Source organism: Streptomyces chrestomyceticus JCM 4735, from assembly GCF_003865135.1.
In the GTDB taxonomy this organism is placed as follows: domain Bacteria; phylum Actinomycetota; class Actinomycetes; order Streptomycetales; family Streptomycetaceae; genus Streptomyces; species Streptomyces chrestomyceticus.
This window is the reverse complement of record NZ_BHZC01000001.1, coordinates 5,077,146-5,093,879: the sequence shown is the minus strand read 5'-3', so window position 1 is coordinate 5,093,879 and position 16,734 is coordinate 5,077,146. Positions and strand designations below refer to the sequence as shown.

Genomic DNA, 16,734 nt, shown 5'->3' with positions numbered 1-16,734 from the left:
GCCGGCGACGGTGTCGGTGAGGAGGTCTGCCAGGCCGCGGACGCTGGCGTCGAAAGTCTCCGGGGAGAGCCGGGTGATGGTGATGGGGCAGTGGTGGGGTGGGTCATGGGAGGACCACCACCAGTGCGTAGCGCGCGGGGCGGAGCCTGTGTTGCGGAAGCGGGTGGGGCCCCAGAGGCGGAAGCGGAGACAGTCGCCCGGGGTGAGGGAGTGGGCCGTACCGGAGGTGGTGATCTCCAACTGGCCGTCCAGCAGCCAGATGTGTTGTTCCAGGCCGGGTACGGGCGGCGGGCTGTCGTAGGCGATGTCGGCGCCGGGGGCCAGGGTGGCTTCCACGACTTCGCCCCGTAGGTTGGGGTGGGGCGGTGAGACGGAGCGGCGGGTGAAGCCGGAGGGGGCGTCGTGCCATACGGGCTGCGCGTCGGCCCGTACGAGTTGGGGCGGCTCCGACTCGACCTCGGCCAGCAGCCGGGACATCGGCCGTTCGTACGCCGCGCACAGCCGGGACAGCAGGGCGGCCGTGGGGCTGATCTCGGCCCGTTCCAGGCGCGAGAGGGTGGACCGGCTCACCTCCGTACGCCGGGCCAGGTCGTCGAGCGACCAGCCGCGCTCCGTACGCAACTCGGCCAGGCGGGCGGCGAGTCGGGACTCCATGGGGGTGGTGTGAGCGTTGTCCACAACACCACGGGTCGGCCCTTCGGTTCTCATATGCGGGAAGGTATCCCGGATATGGGAGGGGAGGGAAGGGAGACCCGTGATGTCGGGTGGCGGAGGCATCCCGGGCCTGTGTGCGGCCCGGGACGCGTCCGGTCAGCTCGCCAGCTTGGTGGCGGCCTTCTCGATCTGGGCGGAGAAGGCGCTCACCTTCGTGTAGACGCCGGGCTTGCCGGGCCGCGCGCAGCCCTCGCCCCAACTGGTGATGCCGACCTGTACCCAGTCGCCGTCCCCGTCGCGGCGGAACATCGGGCCGCCGGAGTCGCCCTGGCAGGTGTCGACGCCACCCTCGGCCAGGAAGCCGGCGCAGAGCTCCTCACCGGGGGTGAGCAGGTCGCCGTACGCCTGCTTGCAGGCGGTCATGTTCACGAACGGGACCTTCGCCTTGCGCAGGTAGCGCTGCTGGGGGCCGCTCTCCCGACTGGCGCCCCAGCCGGCGATGGTGAACGTGCCGCGGTCGAAGTTGTCGTCCTCGGCGAGGTGCAGCGTCTCCTGGTTCTTGATCGGCGTGGCGAGCTTGATCAGCGCCCAGTCCTTGCCCTTGCCGTCGTACCCGGGTGCCTGCGCGACCTCGGTGGACTTCACCTTGATCGCCTTGGGGTTCTGGAGGTCCACGACGCCCGCGGTGACGGTGATGCCGGTGTTGGGGCCGCTGCCGTCCACGCAGTGCGCGGCGGTCAGCACGACGTCCTCCCGGATGAGGGAGCCGCCGCAGCCCATCGAGAGCCGGACCATGAACGGGAACTCGCCCTGCTTGGCGGGCGGTCCGCCGATGATCTGCTGGCCGGGGCTCGGCGCCGGGGCCGGTGCGGCGGTGGCCCCGCCTGCCGACTGGAGGGCGACCGCCGCCGCCACGGCGGCACCAACGGCTATGGATCTCTTGATACATCTCGCGGAGCGCTTCAAGGACTTTCCTCTCGCGTCGGGGAGGCACACCGATGTCCAGCTCGTGCTGCGCAGCACGGGGCAGCACCACCGGCGCCAACTGCTGCGCCGGAAGTGCCGTGGCGTGACTGGAGCGTTGTGATTATGTGGACGCGCCTCAAAGACGCACAAGGTTCTGAAACCAGCCACTTGTCGGGCCACGTGTCGGGATCGGCGACGTATGCGGATCTGGACGGTTCGGTACCGGTTCCGTTCGGTACCGGTTCCCGCAGGGGCAGACAGAAGGGCGGGGCGGCGATGTCGCCGCCCCGCCCGTACGGGTCCTAAGGGCCCTTAGCGCCCCGAGAGGCTCAGCGTCGTAGCTGGTCCGCCGCCTTCGCGATGGCCTGCGAGAAGGCGCTCACCCGCGTGTAGACACCGGGCTTACCGGGCCGCGCGCAGCCGTCGCCCCAACTGGTGATGCCGACCTGGATCCAGGCACCGTTGTTGTCCTTGCGGAACATCGGGCCACCGGAGTCGCCCTGGCAGGTGTCGACGCCGCCGGTCGACATGATGCCGGCGCAGATCTCCTCACCGGGGATGTACGCGCTCCCGTACGCCCGCTGGCAGGTCGGGGTGTCGACGAACGGCACCGTCGCCTTGCGCAGATAGCGCTGCTGGCCGCCGCCCTCGCGCGTGGCGCCCCAGCCCGCGACGGTGAAGTCGCCCGAGTCGTAGCGGCCGTCGGTGGTGACGGGGAGGGTGGGCAGGTTGGTGATCGGTCGGGCGAGCTTGATCAGGGCCCAGTCCTTGCCGGAGCCGTTGTAACCGGGGGCCTGGAGGACTTTGGTGGACTTGACCTTGATCGCGCTGGAGCTCTGGAGGTCCACGACACCGGCCGTGGCGGTGATGGAGGTGTTGTTGCCGCTGCCGTCCACGCAGTGCGCGGCGGTGAGCACGATGTCCTGGCGGTAGAGCGCACCGCCGCAGCCCATGGACAGCCGCACCATGAACGGGAATTCGCCTTGCGCGGCGGGCACTCCGCCGACGACCTTCGTGCCGGGTGTGCTGCTCGACGGGGTCGGTTCACCGGCGGCGCTCGCCGCCGTGGGCTGCAGCGACAGGGCCGCCAGGGCGACCGCTCCGGCGGCGACGGATCTCTTCAGGAATCTCGCGTGACGGGTCAACGGACGTCCTCTCCAAGGGGGTGGTGCCGCTTCGGCCAGCGCCGGTCGACGTTGTCCGGGTCATGCCAATTACCAAGCGACGGGCGCCCTCGGAGCAGGACGTACGTGGGGGACGGGCGCCGCGCCGCGGCAGAGCGTTGTGATTATGTGGACGCTACGAACGGGGCACAAGTCACAGAACTGGCCAATCGCCATGTGTGGGACGCGGGGGCCCGCAGCGCGAGCCGCGCCCCGGGAGGACGCGACTCGCACCGACCCGTCAGGCCGCGTAATGCACAGTGCCCGACATCCCGGCCGTCCCGCCGTCGCACACCTGCCGGTAGCGGGCCGACAGGCCGGTCACCTTGCCCTCGTCGGTGAAGTACAGCCGGTCCACGGTGAATTCACCGGTCGCGTTCCCGCAGCCGCGCCCGTTCCCGTAGACCTCCAGGGTCGCGCCGCCTTCCGCGCCGGTGACCTGGTACGTACGCCCGGCGGTCAGCCGCTCCCCCGTCGGCGGCCGGAACTCCGCCGTCCAATACTCCCGCTTGCCCTCGACCCCGAACGAGACGCCGCCGCCGTAGCTGTCCGACAGCCGGAAGGTGCTGGTGGCGCCGGTGTGCGTCACCGACTTGCCCTGCCCGACCCAGTCGCCGACGTCGCTCTTGTACGCGTACGACAGCGGCAGCGCGCGGTACTTGACCGTCCCCTTCAGCGGCTGGGCCGTCGCCGACTCGCACTTCTGCGTGTACGAGGCGTCGAGCAGCGTGACCGCGCCCGACGCGTCCGTGGCGATCTGGTCCACGCTGAACTGCCCGTACACCTCGTTGCAGCCGCGGCCGTTGCCGCCGACGTCGAGGCCGGGCGAGCGGCCGGTGCGGAACGCGGCCCGCTCGGCGTCGCGGTAGATCCCGGGACGCAGTTGGTCGCCCTTGGGGGCGGCGAGTTCGACGTCCCACGAGTCGTCGGTGCCCTGGACCCGGACGCGGACCGCCCCGGCGTCCCCGGTCAGAGTGATCTTCGCGGTCGGCTCCCGGTACGTACCGGCCTTCCCCTGCCCGATGTAGTCCCCCGCCACGCTCGTGTACGTGTACGAGGTCACCGGTGTCGGCCCAGCGGCCGCCGCGGCCGGCGTGGCCAGCGCCCCGCCGAGGCCGGCCGCCGCACACAGCGCGACGGCGGCGCTCCCGACGGAGCGCCGCCATCTCTTCAGTCGTGTCCTCATGTCTGTACCCCTCCCTGTCGATACGTCGCTTCTTCCCTCCCCCTTACGAGAGTTGGGTACACGGGTGCGACGCCGCAACAGCAGAGGCACGGATGGGGAACTAGAGCTTGCGCGCGACCTCCGTGGCCCAGTAGGTCAGGATCATGTCCGCGCCCGCGCGCTTGAAGCCGGTCAGGGCCTCCAGGATCGCCGCGTCACGGTCGATCCAGCCCTTCTCGGCGGCGGCCTCGACCATCGCGTACTCACCGGAGATCTGGTACGCGGCGACCGGCACGTCCACCGCCTCCGCGATCTTCGCCAGCACGTCCAGGTACGGCATGCCCGGCTTGACCATCACCATGTCGGCGCCCTCCTGGAGGTCGAGCGCCAGCTCGCGCAGCGACTCGCGGGAGTTGCCGTAGTCCTGCTGGTAGGTCTTGCGGTCGCCCTTGAGCGACGAGCCGACCGCCTCGCGGAACGGGCCGAAGAACGCCGAGGCGTACTTCGCGGTGTAGGCCAGGATCGAGACGTCCTCGTGGCCGGTCTGGTCCAGCGCGTCACGGATGACTCCGACCTGGCCGTCCATCATGCCGCTCGGACCCACCACATGGGCGCCCGCGTCCGCCTGGACCTGCGCCATCTCGGCGTAGCGCTCCAGCGTCGCGTCGTTGTCCACCCGGCCCTCGGCGTCCAGGACGCCGCAGTGGCCGTGGTCGGTGTACTCGTCCAGGCACAGGTCCGACATGATCACCAGGTCGTCGCCGACCTCGGCGCGCACATCGCGGAGGCCCTGCTGGAGGATGCCGTCCGGGTCCGTGCCCGCCGTACCGGCCGCGTCCTTCTTCGCCTCCTCCGGCACACCGAACAGCATGATCCCGGCGACGCCCGCCTCGACCGCCTCTACGGCGGCCTTCCGCAGCGTGTCACGGGTGTGCTGCAGCACGCCCGGCATCGCGCCGATCGGCACCGGCTCCGAGATCCCCTCCCGCACGAACGCGGGCAGGATCAGGTCCGCCGGGTGCAGGCGGTGTTCGGCGACCATCCGGCGCATGGCCGGCGTGGTGCGCAGCCGGCGCGGCCGGGCGCCGGGGAAGCTGCCGTACGTACTGCTGCTCAACTGCGAGCCCTCCTACGCGATCCGGGCCGGCGCTCGCTGGGACGCGTGACCGGGTCACCGGCCTCCAGCGCGGCATCGCGCCGCGCCGCGCCGAACTCCGCGAGCGCTTCGGCCAACTTGTGCACCGACGGCTCGGGCGACATGACGTCCACGCGCAGCCCGTGCTCCTCGGCGGTCTTTGCGGTGGCCGGGCCGATACAGGCGATCACGGTCACGTTGTGCGGCTTGCCGGCGATGCCGACCAGGTTGCGCACCGTGGAGGACGAGGTGAACAGCACGGCGTCGAAACCGCCGCCCTTGATCGCCTCGCGGGTCTCCTGCGGCGGCGGCGAGGCCCGTACGGTCCGGTAGGCCGTGACGTCGTCGACCTCCCAGCCCAGCTCGATCAGGCCCGCCACCAGCGTCTCGGTGGCGATGTCGGCACGCGGCAGGAAGACACGGTCGATCGGGTCGAAGACCGGGTCGTACGGCGGCCAGTCCTCCAGCAGCCCGGCCGCGGACTGCTCACCGGACGGTACGAGGTCGGGCTTCACACCGAAGGCGATCAGCGCCTTGGCGGTCTGCTCACCCACCGCCGCGACCTTGATCCCGGCGAACGCGCGGGCGTCCAGCCCGTACTCCTCGAACTTCTCCCGGACCGCCTTGACGGCGTTGACCGAGGTGAAGGCGATCCACTCGTAACGGCCGGTGACCAGGCCCTTGACCGCGCGCTCCATCTGCTGCGGGGTACGCGGCGGCTCCACGGCGATGGTCGGCACCTCGTGCGGCACCGCGCCGTACTCGACGAGCTGGTCGGAGAGCGACGCGGCCTGCTCCTTGGTCCGCGGCACGAGGACACGCCAGCCGAACAGCGGCTTGTTCTCGAACCACGAGAGCTGGTCGCGCCGGGCCGCGGCCCCGCGCTCACCGACCACGGCTATGACCGGCTGCCCGCCGTCCGCCGACGGCAGCACCTTCGCGGCCTTCAGCACCTGGGCGACCGACCCGAGGGTGGCGTTCCAGGTCCGCTGGCGTGTCGTCGTACCGGCGACGGTGACCGTCATCGGCGTGTCGGGCTTGCGGCCCGCGGAGACCAGCTCGCCGGCCGCCGCGGCCACCGAGTCCAGCGAGGTGGACACGACGGCGGTCGCGTCGCTCGCGCCCACCTCCGTCCAGCAGCGCTCGCCGGCCGTCCGCGCGTCGATGAACCGCACGTCCGTGCCGTCCGCGTCGCGCAGCGGCACACCGGCGTACGCGGGCACGCCGACCGCGGCGGCGATGCCCGGCACGACCTCGAAGACGACGCCCTCGGCGGCGCACGCCAGCATCTCCTCGGCGACGTGCGCGTCCAGTCCGGGGTCGCCGGACACCGCACGCACCACCCGCTTGCCGGTGCGCACAGCCGACATGACAAGATTGGTGGTGTCCCTAAGCGCGGGTACTCCAGCGGTGGTTGACGCTTCGTCAGCCGTGGGCTGCTGCGGCGTGTCCACCTGCGGGCGCGCATGCCCGCGGACGACGTCGAGCACCTGCGGGTCGGCGATCAGCACGTCGGCGCGGGCCAGTGCCTCGACGGCACGCAACGTCAGCAGACCCGGGTCTCCGGGTCCGGCGCCGATGAAGGTGACCTGGCCGGCGGCAGGATGGTTCGGGGCGGTGGGGCTCAAAGTGCTCGCTCCCCCATAAGACCGGCCGCACCCTTCGCGAGCATCTCGGCGGCGAGTTCGCGCCCCATGTTCACGGGGGTCGCCGCGTCGCCGAGAGAGGCGGGTACGTGTCCGGTGGTGGACAGCTGCACCAGCGTCGAGCCGTCGGTCGTGCCGACGACGCCACGCAGGCGCATTTCGGTGACAGCCTGCCCGTCCCCCTGCAGGTCGGCCAGCGCACCCACAGGTGCGGAGCAGCCGGCCTCCAGGGCGGCGAGCAGGGAACGCTCGGCGGTCACGGCGGCCCGGGTGAACGGGTCGTCGAGCTCCGCGAGCTGGGCGGCGAGCTGCGCGTTGTGCGCGGCGCACTCCACCGCCAGGGCCCCCTGGCCGGGGGCGGGCAAAATCATGTCGGGCGACAGGTGTTCCGTCGCCTCCTCGATCCGGCCGAGCCGGGACAGTCCGGCCGCGGCCAGCACGACCGCGTCCAGCTCACCCTTCTCGACGTAGCCGATACGGGTGTCGATGTTCCCGCGGATCGGCACGGTCTCCACCTGCCGGCCCAGCGAACGCGCCCAGGCGTTCAACTGCGCCATGCGGCGCGGCGAACCGGTCCCCACCCGGGCACCGTCCGGCAGCTCCTCGAAGGTCAGGCCGTCGCGCGCCACCAGCACGTCACGCGGGTCCTCGCGCAGCGGTACGGCGGCCAGCGCCAGCTCGGCGGGCTGCGCGGTCGGCAGGTCCTTCAGCGAGTGCACGGCGAAGTCGATCGTCCCGTCGAGCAGCGCGTCGCGCAGCGCGGAGACGAACACACCGGTGCCGCCTATCTGCGCCAGGTGCTCCCGCGAGGTGTCGCCGTAGGTGGTGATCTCCACCAGCTCTACCGGACGGCCGGTGACCTCGCGCACCGCGTCCGCCACCATCCCGGACTGGGCCATGGCGAGCTTGCTGCGCCGCGTCCCCAGCCTCAGGGCCCGTGGATTGCTGTCAGTCATGCCCGCTCCCGTGCTGTGTGCGGGCCGTCGGCCCGCGTGTCGGCCCGGCTGACGGCGGCAACCGTCTGCGGGTCGAGGTCGAAGAGTTCGCGCAGCGCGTCCGCGTACCCGGCGCCGCCGGGTTCGCTGGCAAGCTGCTTGACCCGCACGGTGGGCGCGTGCAGGAGTTTGTCGACGACCCGGCGCACGGTCTGGGTGATCTCCGCGCGCTCCTTGTCGTCGAGGTCGGGGAGGCGGCCGTCCAGCCGGGCGATCTCGCTCGCCACGACGTCCGCCGCCATGGTGCGCAGCGCGACCACCGTCGGGGTGATGTGCGCCGCCCGCTGCGCCGCGCCGAACGCGGCCACCTCGTCGGAGACGATGCCGCGCACCCGGTCCACGTCGGCCGCCATCGGAGCGTCCGCGGACGCGTCGGCGAGCGACTCGATGTCGACGAGGCGCACGCCGTCGGCCCGGTGGGCGGCAGCGTCGATGTCACGCGGCATGGCCAGGTCGAGCAGCGCCAGCTCCGGCGCCGGCGCGACCGCGCTGCCGGAACCGCCCGCGGTCCCGGCGTACCCGTCACCGGCCGCGATCCGGGCGGCGCGGGTCTCCGCGGCCGTCTCGATCGACTCGCCGGTCAGCACCAGGCCGGTGGCGCCCGTACAGGACACCACGACGTCGGCCAGGGCCAGCTCGGACTGTACGGCGGTCATCGCCACGGCGCGGGCGGTCAGCCCGTTCAGCGCGCCCGCCGAGCCCGGCTCGGTCAGGATCCGCGTCAGCCGCTCGGCGCGCTCCACCGTCCGGTTGGCCACCGCCAGCTCGCTCACCCCGGCCCGTACGAGGGTGGTGGCGGCCAGCGACGACATCGACCCGGCACCGATGACCAGGGCACGCTTGCCCCGGGCCCACTCGGCGACATCGGTGTCGCCCGCAAGCTGCTCCAGACCGAAGGTGACCAGCGACTGGCCCGCCTTGTCGATCCCGGTCTCGCTGTGGGCGCGCTTGCCGACCCGCAGCGCCTGCTGGAACAGGTCGTTCAGCAGCCGGCCCGCGGTGTGCTGCTCCTGCGCGACCGCGAGCGCGTCCTTGATCTGACCGAGGATCTGGCCCTCGCCCACGACCATCGAGTCCAGGCCGCAGGCCACCGAGAAGAGGTGGTGGACGGCCCGGTCCTCGTAGTGCACGTACAGGTACGGGGTCAGCTCGTCCAGGCCCGCGCCGCTGTGCCGCGCCAGCAGGGTGGACAGCTCGGCGACACCGGCGTGGAACTTGTCCACGTCGGCGTACAGCTCGATGCGGTTGCAGGTGGAGAGCACCGCGGCCTCGGCGGCCGGCTCGGCCGACACCGTGTCCTGGAGCAGCTTGCCGCGCGCCTCGGGGGCGATGGCCGCGTGCTCCAGCACGCTCACGGGGGCACTGCGGTGACTGAGCCCTACGACAAGAAGGCTCATGCTTTCACCTCGCTACGCGAGGCACAGCCTTCGCCTGTGACGCACCTTTTGTTGATTCTCCCCCAGTCTCCGACCGGGGGTACCCCCACGCTGCGCTCGCTCATGCCGGCATCACGGCGGGTACGTCCCCGTCGGGTCCCTTGCGGTCGGACGCACCGGCGGGCGCGGGCGCGTCCGGGCCGGTCTTGCCCGCGGCCTCGCGCACCTCGCGCACGGCCCGCCGGGCCTCGCGCGCGGCGACGGCGCGGGCGTCGTCGGACCCGTCGTCCTGGCCCGCGTCCTCGCCCGCCTTGCGCTGCTCGTGGAAGGCCAGGATCTGCAGTTCTATCGACAGGTCGACCTTGCGCACGTCCACGCCGTCCGGGACGGTCAGCACGGTCGGCGCGAAGTTCAGGATGGAGGTGACACCGGCCGCGACGAGCCGGTCGCAGACCTGCTGGGCGGCGCCCGCCGGGGTCGCGATCACACCGATCGAGACGCCGTTGTCCTTGATGATCTTTTCCAGCTCGTCGGTGTGCTGGACGGCGATGCCCGCCACCGGCTTGCCCGCCATCGCCGGGTCGGCGTCTATCAGCGCGGCGACGCGGAACCCGCGGGAGGCGAAGCCGCCGTAGTTGGCCAGGGCTGCGCCGAGGTTACCGATACCGACGATCACGACCGGCCAGTCCTGCGTCAGGCCCAGCTCGCGGGAGATCTGGTAGACGAGGTACTCCACGTCGTAGCCGACCCCGCGGGTGCCGTACGAACCGAGGTAGGAGAAGTCCTTGCGCAGCTTGGCGGAGTTGACCCCCGCGGCGGCGGCGAGTTCCTCGGAGGAGACCGTGGGGACCGAGCGCTCGGAGAGCGCGGTCAACGCGCGCAGATACAGCGGAAGCCGGGCGACGGTGGCCTCGGGAATCCCTCGGCTTCGGGTCGCCGGTCGGTGAGTTCGGCCAGTTGCCACGGTGCTCCTGCGGGTAGAGCGGGGCTGTGGACGGCCGTAGGTTTCCCGACCGCCCCGTCGACAGCAGGCTATGTCTTTGTGAACGCGTGCACAAAGATGGTGTCCGCTTTGTCCGGCCAAAGTGACGGGGGTCACGCGGCTTTTACGCCGCTTCGCGGAACCAACTCCCCCGGCGCACCGTTCACACGTTTCGCGCCGGTAACACGGGAGCGCCGACGGCCACACGCGCCCTCACTCCTCACCGCTATCACCCCGGAAACCTACAAATCGCCCACCGATGGTAGTCGACTCAGGCGACTATCCGCCCCGTCCGGCAGCGCGGTGACGGGGACACGTCAGCGACGCGGCGACGCCCCGGACGGAGGCACAATGACGGTCATGGCCTCCCTCTTCAGCCGCAGCGCCCGCAAGAACCCCGCCGACAGCACGGTCACGCTCATCGGCAAGCCCGGCTGCCACCTGTGTGATGTCGCACAGGAAGTCATCGAGCGCGTCTGCGCCGAGACCGGCGCCTCCTGGGAGAAGAAGGACATCACCCAGGACCAGGAGCTGTACCGCAAGTACTGGGAACAGATTCCGGTCGTCCTCGTGGACGGCGCGCAGCACGATTTCTGGCGGGTCGACCCCCAGCGGCTGCGCAAGGCACTCGGCGCCTGACGGTACGAGCCACCGCCCCCACAGCGGTACGAGCTCGGCTACGCCCGGCAGGCCAGGCCGCGTACGGCACCGGAACCGCCCGGCGTACGCCCCCACGGCAGCGCACGCCCCCGCGGCCCGGCACCGTCCCCGGGATGGCCGTAACGCAACGGTCGGCCACAGCGCGGCCGCCGGACATCCGGCCGTAACCGGCCGCACCGAACAACCTGGCTACGCTAGCTACATGGCCCACCCGTCGTCCGCCCGCCGTCCCCGTAGGAACGCCTACGGCGCGCTCCTCCCCACGGGGTGGTTCAGCCGCCGTAGGCGCCCCGCCACCGCGCGCAGCGTGCTCGCAGGCGAGGCCGCCGCCGAGGCCGCGCGCAAGTCCTCACTGGAGGCCGAGGCCGCCGAGGCCCAGGAAGCGGCCGCCCAGGGCGAGGACCCCGAAGAGCCGGAGTTCCCGGTCGTCGGCGACACCCACGCCGCCGCCTTCTTCGACCTCGACAACACCGTCATGCAGGGCGCGTCCCTCTTCCACTTCGGACGCGGCCTGTACAAGCGGCGCTTCTTCCACAAGCGCGACCTGGCCCGCTTCGTCTGGCAGCAGATCTACTTCCGTTTCATCGGCTCGGAGAACCCCGAGCACATGGCGGACGCCCGCAACAGCGCGCTCTCCATCGTCCAGGGCCACCGCGTCTCCGAGCTGATGACCATCGGCGAGGAGATCTACGACGAGTACATGGCCGAACGGATCTGGCCCGGCACCCGCGCCCTCGCCCAGGCCCACCTGGACGCGGGCCAGAAGGTCTGGCTGGTCACCGCCGCCCCCGTCGAGACCGCGACGATCATCGCCCGGCGGCTCGGCCTGACCGGCGCGCTCGGCACCGTCGCCGAGTCCGTCGGCGGCGTCTACACCGGCAAACTGGTCGGCGAACCCCTGCACGGCCCCGCCAAGGCCGAAGCCGTACGGGCCCTGGCCGCCGCCGAGGGCCTGGACCTGGGGCGCTGCGCCGCCTACAGCGACTCCGCCAACGACATCCCGATGTTGTCGCTGGTCGGCCACCCGTACGCGGTCAACCCCGACGGCCGCCTGCGCAAGCACGCCCGCGAACAGGGCTGGCGCCTGCGCGACTACCGGACCGGCCGCAAGGCCGTGAAGATCGGCATCCCGGCGGCGGCCGGCGTGGGGGCGCTCGCCGGCGGGGCGGCCGCGGCGGTGGCGCTTCAGCGGCGGAGGCGCTGAACCGGTTCTTCTGCCTTCGGCTGGGCGCGCGTTGCGCGCGGTTGGTCCGGTGGTAGGTGCTCGGGTGGCTTTCGGTGCGGCCGGGCTGGGGCTTTCACAAGCCCAAGCGCACCGGGTCTGGGGCGCGCGTCTCGCGCGATAGGTCCGGTGGTGGGGGGCTCGGGGTCCCTCCGGGGTCACTCTCCCCCAGCCTTCGGCCGGGGGTGCCCCCACGGCACCGTGTACCTCAACGTGCTTTCATTCGGCGACGCAGAGGCCCGGCTGCCTGCGGGGAGACCCCTGCGGGACCCCGAGCCCTGGCCGTCGAGCGGCTATCGGAGCGATGGGGCTGGGGCTTTTGCAAGCCCAAACGCTCCCGGCCCGGGGCTCGCGTCGTGCGTGATGGGTCCGGTGGTGGGGGCTCGGGCTGCTTCCCGAGCGATCGGGCCGGGGTCTCTGACAAGCCGAGCGCCCCGGGGTGGGTGCCTCAGCACCCCGTCCTCCGGCGCGTCAGCGCCCGGGGGCGCGGCGGAGCCGCGTCGGCGTGAGCCGGCCTGGTGTGCGCGTTGCATCGCCGGGGAGGGGCCTGCCGTCCCGCCCCCACCCCGTGAGCCTCACCCCCAGGAGAGGCGCCCTCCTGCGTCATCGAAAACTTCCCCCACCGACCTCGGCTCGCCGAACCGGCCGGAGGGGGCGTGTAGGGGGCCATCCCCGCAGGCAGCCGGGCCTCTGCGTTACCGAAAAAAAGTCACGTTGCGGTCCACGGTGCCGAGGAGTTGGCCCCCTGCGCGCCCCCGCCCCCCAACGAAACCAATGCGAACCGCGCGTCAGCGCACCCCTCCGCGCGAAGCGCGCCCCCCACACCCGGGCCAATCCCCGCTACCTACCCCCACCCCACCCCCCACAGTCCCGCCACCCCCGCTCCGCCACAAGGCGCCCCGCAACCAGGCAGATCACGTTCCTTTCTGATCAATATCTGCTCAGGAATCGATACTTGATCGGGCATGAATTCGTAACGGACCAGAAGTAATCGATGATTTGAGCAACTGGGTGTAGCGCTGCCTGTACGAAGCGTTATTCTCCTCAGACGCAAACCGGTACCCACGCGTCCCTACGACGGGTGAACGGTCCCGCACTGCACGTGATGGAAGCTCTGCCTCTGGGAGTCCCGTGTACCCACACGTCGGGGTTGACGCCTCGGGCCTGGCTACGCTGCGTACGACACTCGTCGACCACCTGCGCAGTTTTGTCCCCACCGCGATCGCCGTCCCCGCATTCGCCACAGCCACCCCCGCCGGTCCCTGCTACGCCCTGGCCGACGGAAGCGCCACCACCGTCACCAAGACCGGCGGCAGAACCCGCCGCGGCGCGGGCACGCCCGCCGCCCGGCGCCCCGCCGACAGCGACAGCCGCCGCATGATGGACCTCGTCGAGCGCGCGCAGGCCGGCGAGGCAGAGGCGTTCGGCCGGCTCTACGACCAGTACGCCGACACGGTCTACCGCTACATCTACTACCGGGTGGGCGGCCGGGCCACGGCCGAGGACCTGACCAGCGAGACGTTCCTGCGCGCTCTGCGCCGCATCGGCACGTTCACCTGGCAGGGCCGCGACTTCGGGGCCTGGCTGGTCACGATCGCCCGCAACCTGGTCGCCGACCACTTCAAGTCGTCGCGCTTCCGCCTGGAGGTCACCACCGGTGAGATGCTCGACGCCAACGAGGTCGAACGCAGCCCCGAGGACTCGGTGCTGGAGTCGCTGTCCAACGCGGCGCTGCTGGAGGCGGTCCGCAAGCTCAATCCGCAGCAGCAGGAGTGCGTGACGCTGCGCTTCCTCCAGGGCCTGTCGGTCGCGGAGACCGCCCGCGTCATGGGGAAGAACGAGGGCGCCATCAAGACGCTGCAGTACCGCGCCGTACGGACCCTGGCGCGGCTGCTCCCGGACGACGCCCGCTGACCGCCGCCACGGCGCACGGGCCCCGGTCCGTGCCGCCTGCCGTGCCCCGGTTGCCACCCGCGTCCCCGTGCCCACTGCGCTTCCGCCTGCCTCACCGCCCCGGACCGTCCGCTCCGGCCCGCCGCCAGGACTAACGCTTGGACCACCGCCCCGATCGCCTGAATCTCCCGGACCGATGTTGACGGCCACGCCTTTCGTACGCCTCCGGGTGCGCCGACCGTGCCCGCTGACACGCCCGGCGCCGGCCACCGCGGTGATCGACCGTGGGTGTCCGTTCGTGACCGTTCCGTCAGATCATCGTGAGTGCGTAACCCAAGTGCCGCGGCGCTCGTTGTGCAGAACGCAGGCTCCCCGCGGTCACGCCATGCCCGCACCCTCTCACTCGATCGAGTGGATGCGAACAGGGCGTGCAACCTTCCGGCCCGTCTGGATAGTCAAGCCAGTCCGGGGAGTCGAGCGGGATGACGAGAGGAGGTGCCGCCCGTGATCGCGAACGTATCGGTGCACCGGCGGGCTAACGCCTTCGCCCAGGCCCTGGAGGATCAGGTCCTTCCGGGCGCGGCGGCCGAGGACGAGGTCGGCACACCGGCGGAAGCGTGCGGAGAAACAAGGCTGTTGGCGGTCGCCGGCACCCTCGGAGAACTCCCCAAGCCGGAGTTGGACCCCGAGGTCAAGACCGTCCACCGGGCCCAGCTCATCGCGGCGATGGAGGCGGCCTTCGCCGAGGGCGCCGCGTCCGACGGCTCCCGGGTGCCGCAGCAGCGCGGGACGCGCGGCGCGCACCGCGCGGCGAAGTCCCTGGGACGGCTGCGCCCCCGGTCGCGGCTGTCGAAGGGGCTCGCGGCGGGCGGCCTGACGGTGGGCGTCGCGGCCGGCGCCTTCAGCGGCGTCGCCGCCGCCAGCTCCGACGCGCTCCCCGGCGACTCGCTGTACCCGCTCAAGCGGGGCATGGAGGACCTGAAGCTGAACCTGACGGGCGACGTGGCCGACCGTGGCCGCCTCTTCCTCGACCAGGCGTCCACCCGCATGTCCGAGGCCCACCGCCTCATGGAGCGCCTCCGCTCCGGCCCCCTCGACCACGAGTCGCTCGGCGAGATCCGCAAGGCGCTGTCCGGCGTCAAGCAGGACGCCGGCGAGGGCCACCGCCTCCTCCACGAGGAGTACGAGCGCGACGGCTCCCTCGGCCCGATCCAGACCCTCAACTCCTTCACCAAGTCGCACCGCGAAAGCTGGACCCGGCTGCGCGACCGCCTGCCGGTCCAGTTGACGGACGTGCGTGACGAGGTCAGCTCGGTCTTCGACGCCATAGACGAAGAGGTCGGCCCGCTGCGCTCCCTGCTGCCCAAGCACCTGGGCGGCGAGAGCCACCGCGAGAAGGCCCCCGCGGCACCCGCCCCGGGCAGCACCCAGGGCCGTACGGATCACCCGTCACCGTCCGGGAAGAGCGCCTCCACGTCCAGCGAGGCGGACGGCTCGCACACGCCGCAGCACCCGTCGGCCTCGTCCCCGTCCCATGAGGACGAGGGCCTGCTCGGCGGCAGCACGGGCGGCCTGCTCGATCCGCCCGCCGACTCCGGCACCCCGGAGCCGGACGGCAAGGGCACCGGCAAGAGCAAGGAGACGCCGCACGAGCCCGACGTCACGATCCCGCCGCTGCTCCCCGGGCTGCTGCCGGACATCGGCCTCGACGGCAAGAACCCGCTGGGCTGACCCGCTCGCGTCGGGCCGCCACCCGACGCCTCGACGCCCCGGTGCCACCACACGGCGCCGGGGCGTCGCGAGCGTTCACGGAGCAGCCCCGTACCGTATGGTCCCGCGGCCCCGGCCTGCCGGGCGGCAGCGTCAGAAGAAGACCGACCGCCGCTGCACCAGCAGCTTGTACAGGGTGTGCTGGATCGTCTCCCGTACCTGGTCCGTCAGGTTGAACATCAGCATCGGGTCGTCCGCCGCCTCCGCCGGATACCCGTCCGTCGGGATCGGCTCCCCGAACTGGATCGTCCACTTCGTCGGCAGCGGCACCAGCCCCAGCGGCCCGAACCACGGGAAGGTCGGCGTCAGCGGGAAGTACGGGAAGCCCAGCACCCGCGCCAGCGTCTTGGCGTCCCCGATCTTCGGGTAGATCTCCTCGGCGCCCACGATCGAGCAGGGCACGATCGGCACCCCGGCCCGCAGCGCGGTGGAGACGAACCCGCCACGCCCGAACCGCTGGAGCTTGTAGCGGTCCGCGAAGGGCTTGCCGATGCCCTTGAAGCCCTCCGGCATCACCCCGACGACCTCACCGCGCTCCAGCAGCCGCTGGGCGTCCTCGGCGCAGGCGAGGGTGTGCCCGGCCTTGCGCGCCAGCTCGTTGATCACCGGCAGAACGAAGACCAGGTCGGCCGCGAGCAGCCGCAGGTGCCGGTCGGCGGGGTGGTGGTCGTGCACCGCGACCTGGAGCATCAGCCCGTCCAGGGGCAGCGTCCCGGAGTGGTTGGCGACGATCAGCGCGCCGCCGTCCGCCGGGATGTTCTCGATGCCTTTGACCTCGACCCGGAAGTACTTCTCGTACAAAGGCCGCAGCACCGACATCAGGACCTGGTCGGTCAGCTCCTCGTCGTACCCGAAGTCGTCGACCTCGTACTCGCCGGTGAGCCGCCGGCGCAGGAAGCGCAGGCCGCCCGCGATCCGCTGCTCCAGGGACGCCCCCGGCGCCCCCTGCGGCCCTCCCGGCACCTGTTCCCGCCCGTCCTGCCGCCGCGGCTCCGGTACGGGCGACAGCGGCGTACGGCGGCCTCCGCGGCCCGGCCGCTTGATCTTTCTGCGCGACCGGGGCTCCTCGCCGAAAGGAATGACCTTGGCGTCCGCCATCGTGGGTGA

At 71.8% G+C, this 16,734-nt stretch carries 13 protein-coding genes and 1 pseudogene; 4 read left to right on the top strand and 10 right to left on the bottom strand.

All coding sequences use genetic code 11. The features are described 5' to 3' along the window. Positions 1–103: 103 nt before the first annotated feature. From EJG53_RS21920 to EJG53_RS21880, 9 genes and pseudogenes are all read right to left on the bottom strand, one after another. A pseudogene (locus tag EJG53_RS21920) lies at positions 104–708 on the bottom strand (helix-turn-helix domain-containing protein). Positions 709–810: 102 nt separating this feature from the next. After that, positions 811–1,620, bottom strand: coding sequence for a S1 family peptidase (locus EJG53_RS21915; RefSeq protein ID WP_125046223.1), 810 nt, complete (start codon positions 1,618–1,620; stop codon positions 811–813). 329 nt (positions 1,621–1,949) lie between these two features. Next, positions 1,950–2,765: a S1 family peptidase gene (locus EJG53_RS21910; protein WP_125046222.1), complete on the bottom strand. Its 816-nt coding sequence runs from the start codon at positions 2,763–2,765 to the stop codon at positions 1,950–1,952. Between the two features lie 259 nt (positions 2,766–3,024). Next, positions 3,025–3,969, bottom strand: coding sequence for a hypothetical protein (locus EJG53_RS21905; RefSeq protein WP_125046221.1), 945 nt, complete (start codon positions 3,967–3,969; stop codon positions 3,025–3,027). A 100-nt stretch (positions 3,970–4,069) separates the two neighbouring features. Next, entirely contained in the window at positions 4,070–5,065 is a 996-nt protein-coding gene (gene hemB, locus EJG53_RS21900) for a porphobilinogen synthase (protein WP_125046220.1), read from the bottom strand. Continuing rightward, positions 5,062–6,711: a bifunctional uroporphyrinogen-III C-methyltransferase/uroporphyrinogen-III synthase gene (locus EJG53_RS21895; protein ID WP_031008398.1), complete on the bottom strand. Its 1,650-nt coding sequence runs from the start codon at positions 6,709–6,711 to the stop codon at positions 5,062–5,064. Before EJG53_RS21895 ends, hemB begins: the two co-directional genes overlap by 4 nt. Then, positions 6,708–7,685: a hydroxymethylbilane synthase gene (gene hemC, locus EJG53_RS21890; RefSeq protein WP_125046219.1), complete on the bottom strand. Its 978-nt coding sequence runs from the start codon at positions 7,683–7,685 to the stop codon at positions 6,708–6,710. Before hemC ends, EJG53_RS21895 begins: the two co-directional genes overlap by 4 nt. Then, positions 7,682–9,121, bottom strand: coding sequence for a glutamyl-tRNA reductase (locus tag EJG53_RS21885; protein ID WP_125046218.1), 1,440 nt, complete (start codon positions 9,119–9,121; stop codon positions 7,682–7,684). The genes hemC and EJG53_RS21885 overlap by 4 nt, the downstream gene beginning before the upstream one ends. Before the next feature lie 100 nt (positions 9,122–9,221). Further along, complete coding sequence (locus EJG53_RS21880) at positions 9,222–10,064, bottom strand: redox-sensing transcriptional repressor Rex (protein WP_125046217.1); 843 nt, start codon at positions 10,062–10,064, stop codon at positions 9,222–9,224. Between the two features lie 378 nt (positions 10,065–10,442). Here EJG53_RS21880 and EJG53_RS21875 point away from each other — a divergent pair, with 378 nt between their 5' ends. The 4 genes from EJG53_RS21875 to EJG53_RS21860 all read left to right on the top strand — a co-directional run bounded on the left by EJG53_RS21875 (position 10,443) and on the right by EJG53_RS21860 (position 15,588). Further along, positions 10,443–10,721 (top strand): glutaredoxin family protein, encoded by a 279-nt coding sequence (locus EJG53_RS21875; RefSeq protein ID WP_030024824.1) that lies wholly within the window; start codon positions 10,443–10,445, stop codon positions 10,719–10,721. 328 nt (positions 10,722–11,049) lie between these two features. Beyond that, the gene (locus tag EJG53_RS21870; protein WP_371858808.1) at positions 11,050–11,946 is read left to right on the top strand and encodes an HAD family hydrolase; all 897 of its coding nucleotides are present in this window, start codon (positions 11,050–11,052) and stop codon (positions 11,944–11,946) included. Positions 11,947–13,095: 1,149 nt separating this feature from the next. Then, complete coding sequence (locus EJG53_RS21865; RefSeq protein WP_125046215.1) at positions 13,096–13,878, top strand: ECF subfamily RNA polymerase sigma factor, BldN family; 783 nt, start codon at positions 13,096–13,098, stop codon at positions 13,876–13,878. Positions 13,879–14,361: 483 nt separating this feature from the next. Continuing rightward, the gene (locus EJG53_RS21860; RefSeq protein ID WP_125046214.1) at positions 14,362–15,588 is read left to right on the top strand and encodes a DUF5667 domain-containing protein; all 1,227 of its coding nucleotides are present in this window, start codon (positions 14,362–14,364) and stop codon (positions 15,586–15,588) included. 132 nt (positions 15,589–15,720) lie between these two features. Here the strand turns inward: EJG53_RS21860 and EJG53_RS21855 are convergent, their stop codons facing one another. Then, positions 15,721–16,725 (bottom strand): lysophospholipid acyltransferase family protein, encoded by a 1,005-nt coding sequence (locus EJG53_RS21855; protein WP_125046213.1) that lies wholly within the window; start codon positions 16,723–16,725, stop codon positions 15,721–15,723. Positions 16,726–16,734 lie beyond the last annotated feature (9 nt).

Bases quoted from the DNA above. Each gene is read 5' to 3' on its own strand.
- EJG53_RS21905 (WP_125046221.1), bottom strand. From the start codon at position 3,969: ATGAGGACACGACTGAAGAGATGGCGGCGCTCCGTCGGGAGCGCCGCC.
- hemC (WP_125046219.1), bottom strand. From the start codon at position 7,685: ATGACTGACAGCAATCCACGGGCCCTGAGGCTGGGGACGCGGCGCAGC.
- EJG53_RS21885 (WP_125046218.1), bottom strand. From the start codon at position 9,121: ATGAGCCTTCTTGTCGTAGGGCTCAGTCACCGCAGTGCCCCCGTGAGC.
- EJG53_RS21875 (WP_030024824.1), top strand. From the start codon at position 10,443: ATGGCCTCCCTCTTCAGCCGCAGCGCCCGCAAGAACCCCGCCGACAGC.
- EJG53_RS21855 (WP_125046213.1), bottom strand. From the start codon at position 16,725: ATGGCGGACGCCAAGGTCATTCCTTTCGGCGAGGAGCCCCGGTCGCGC.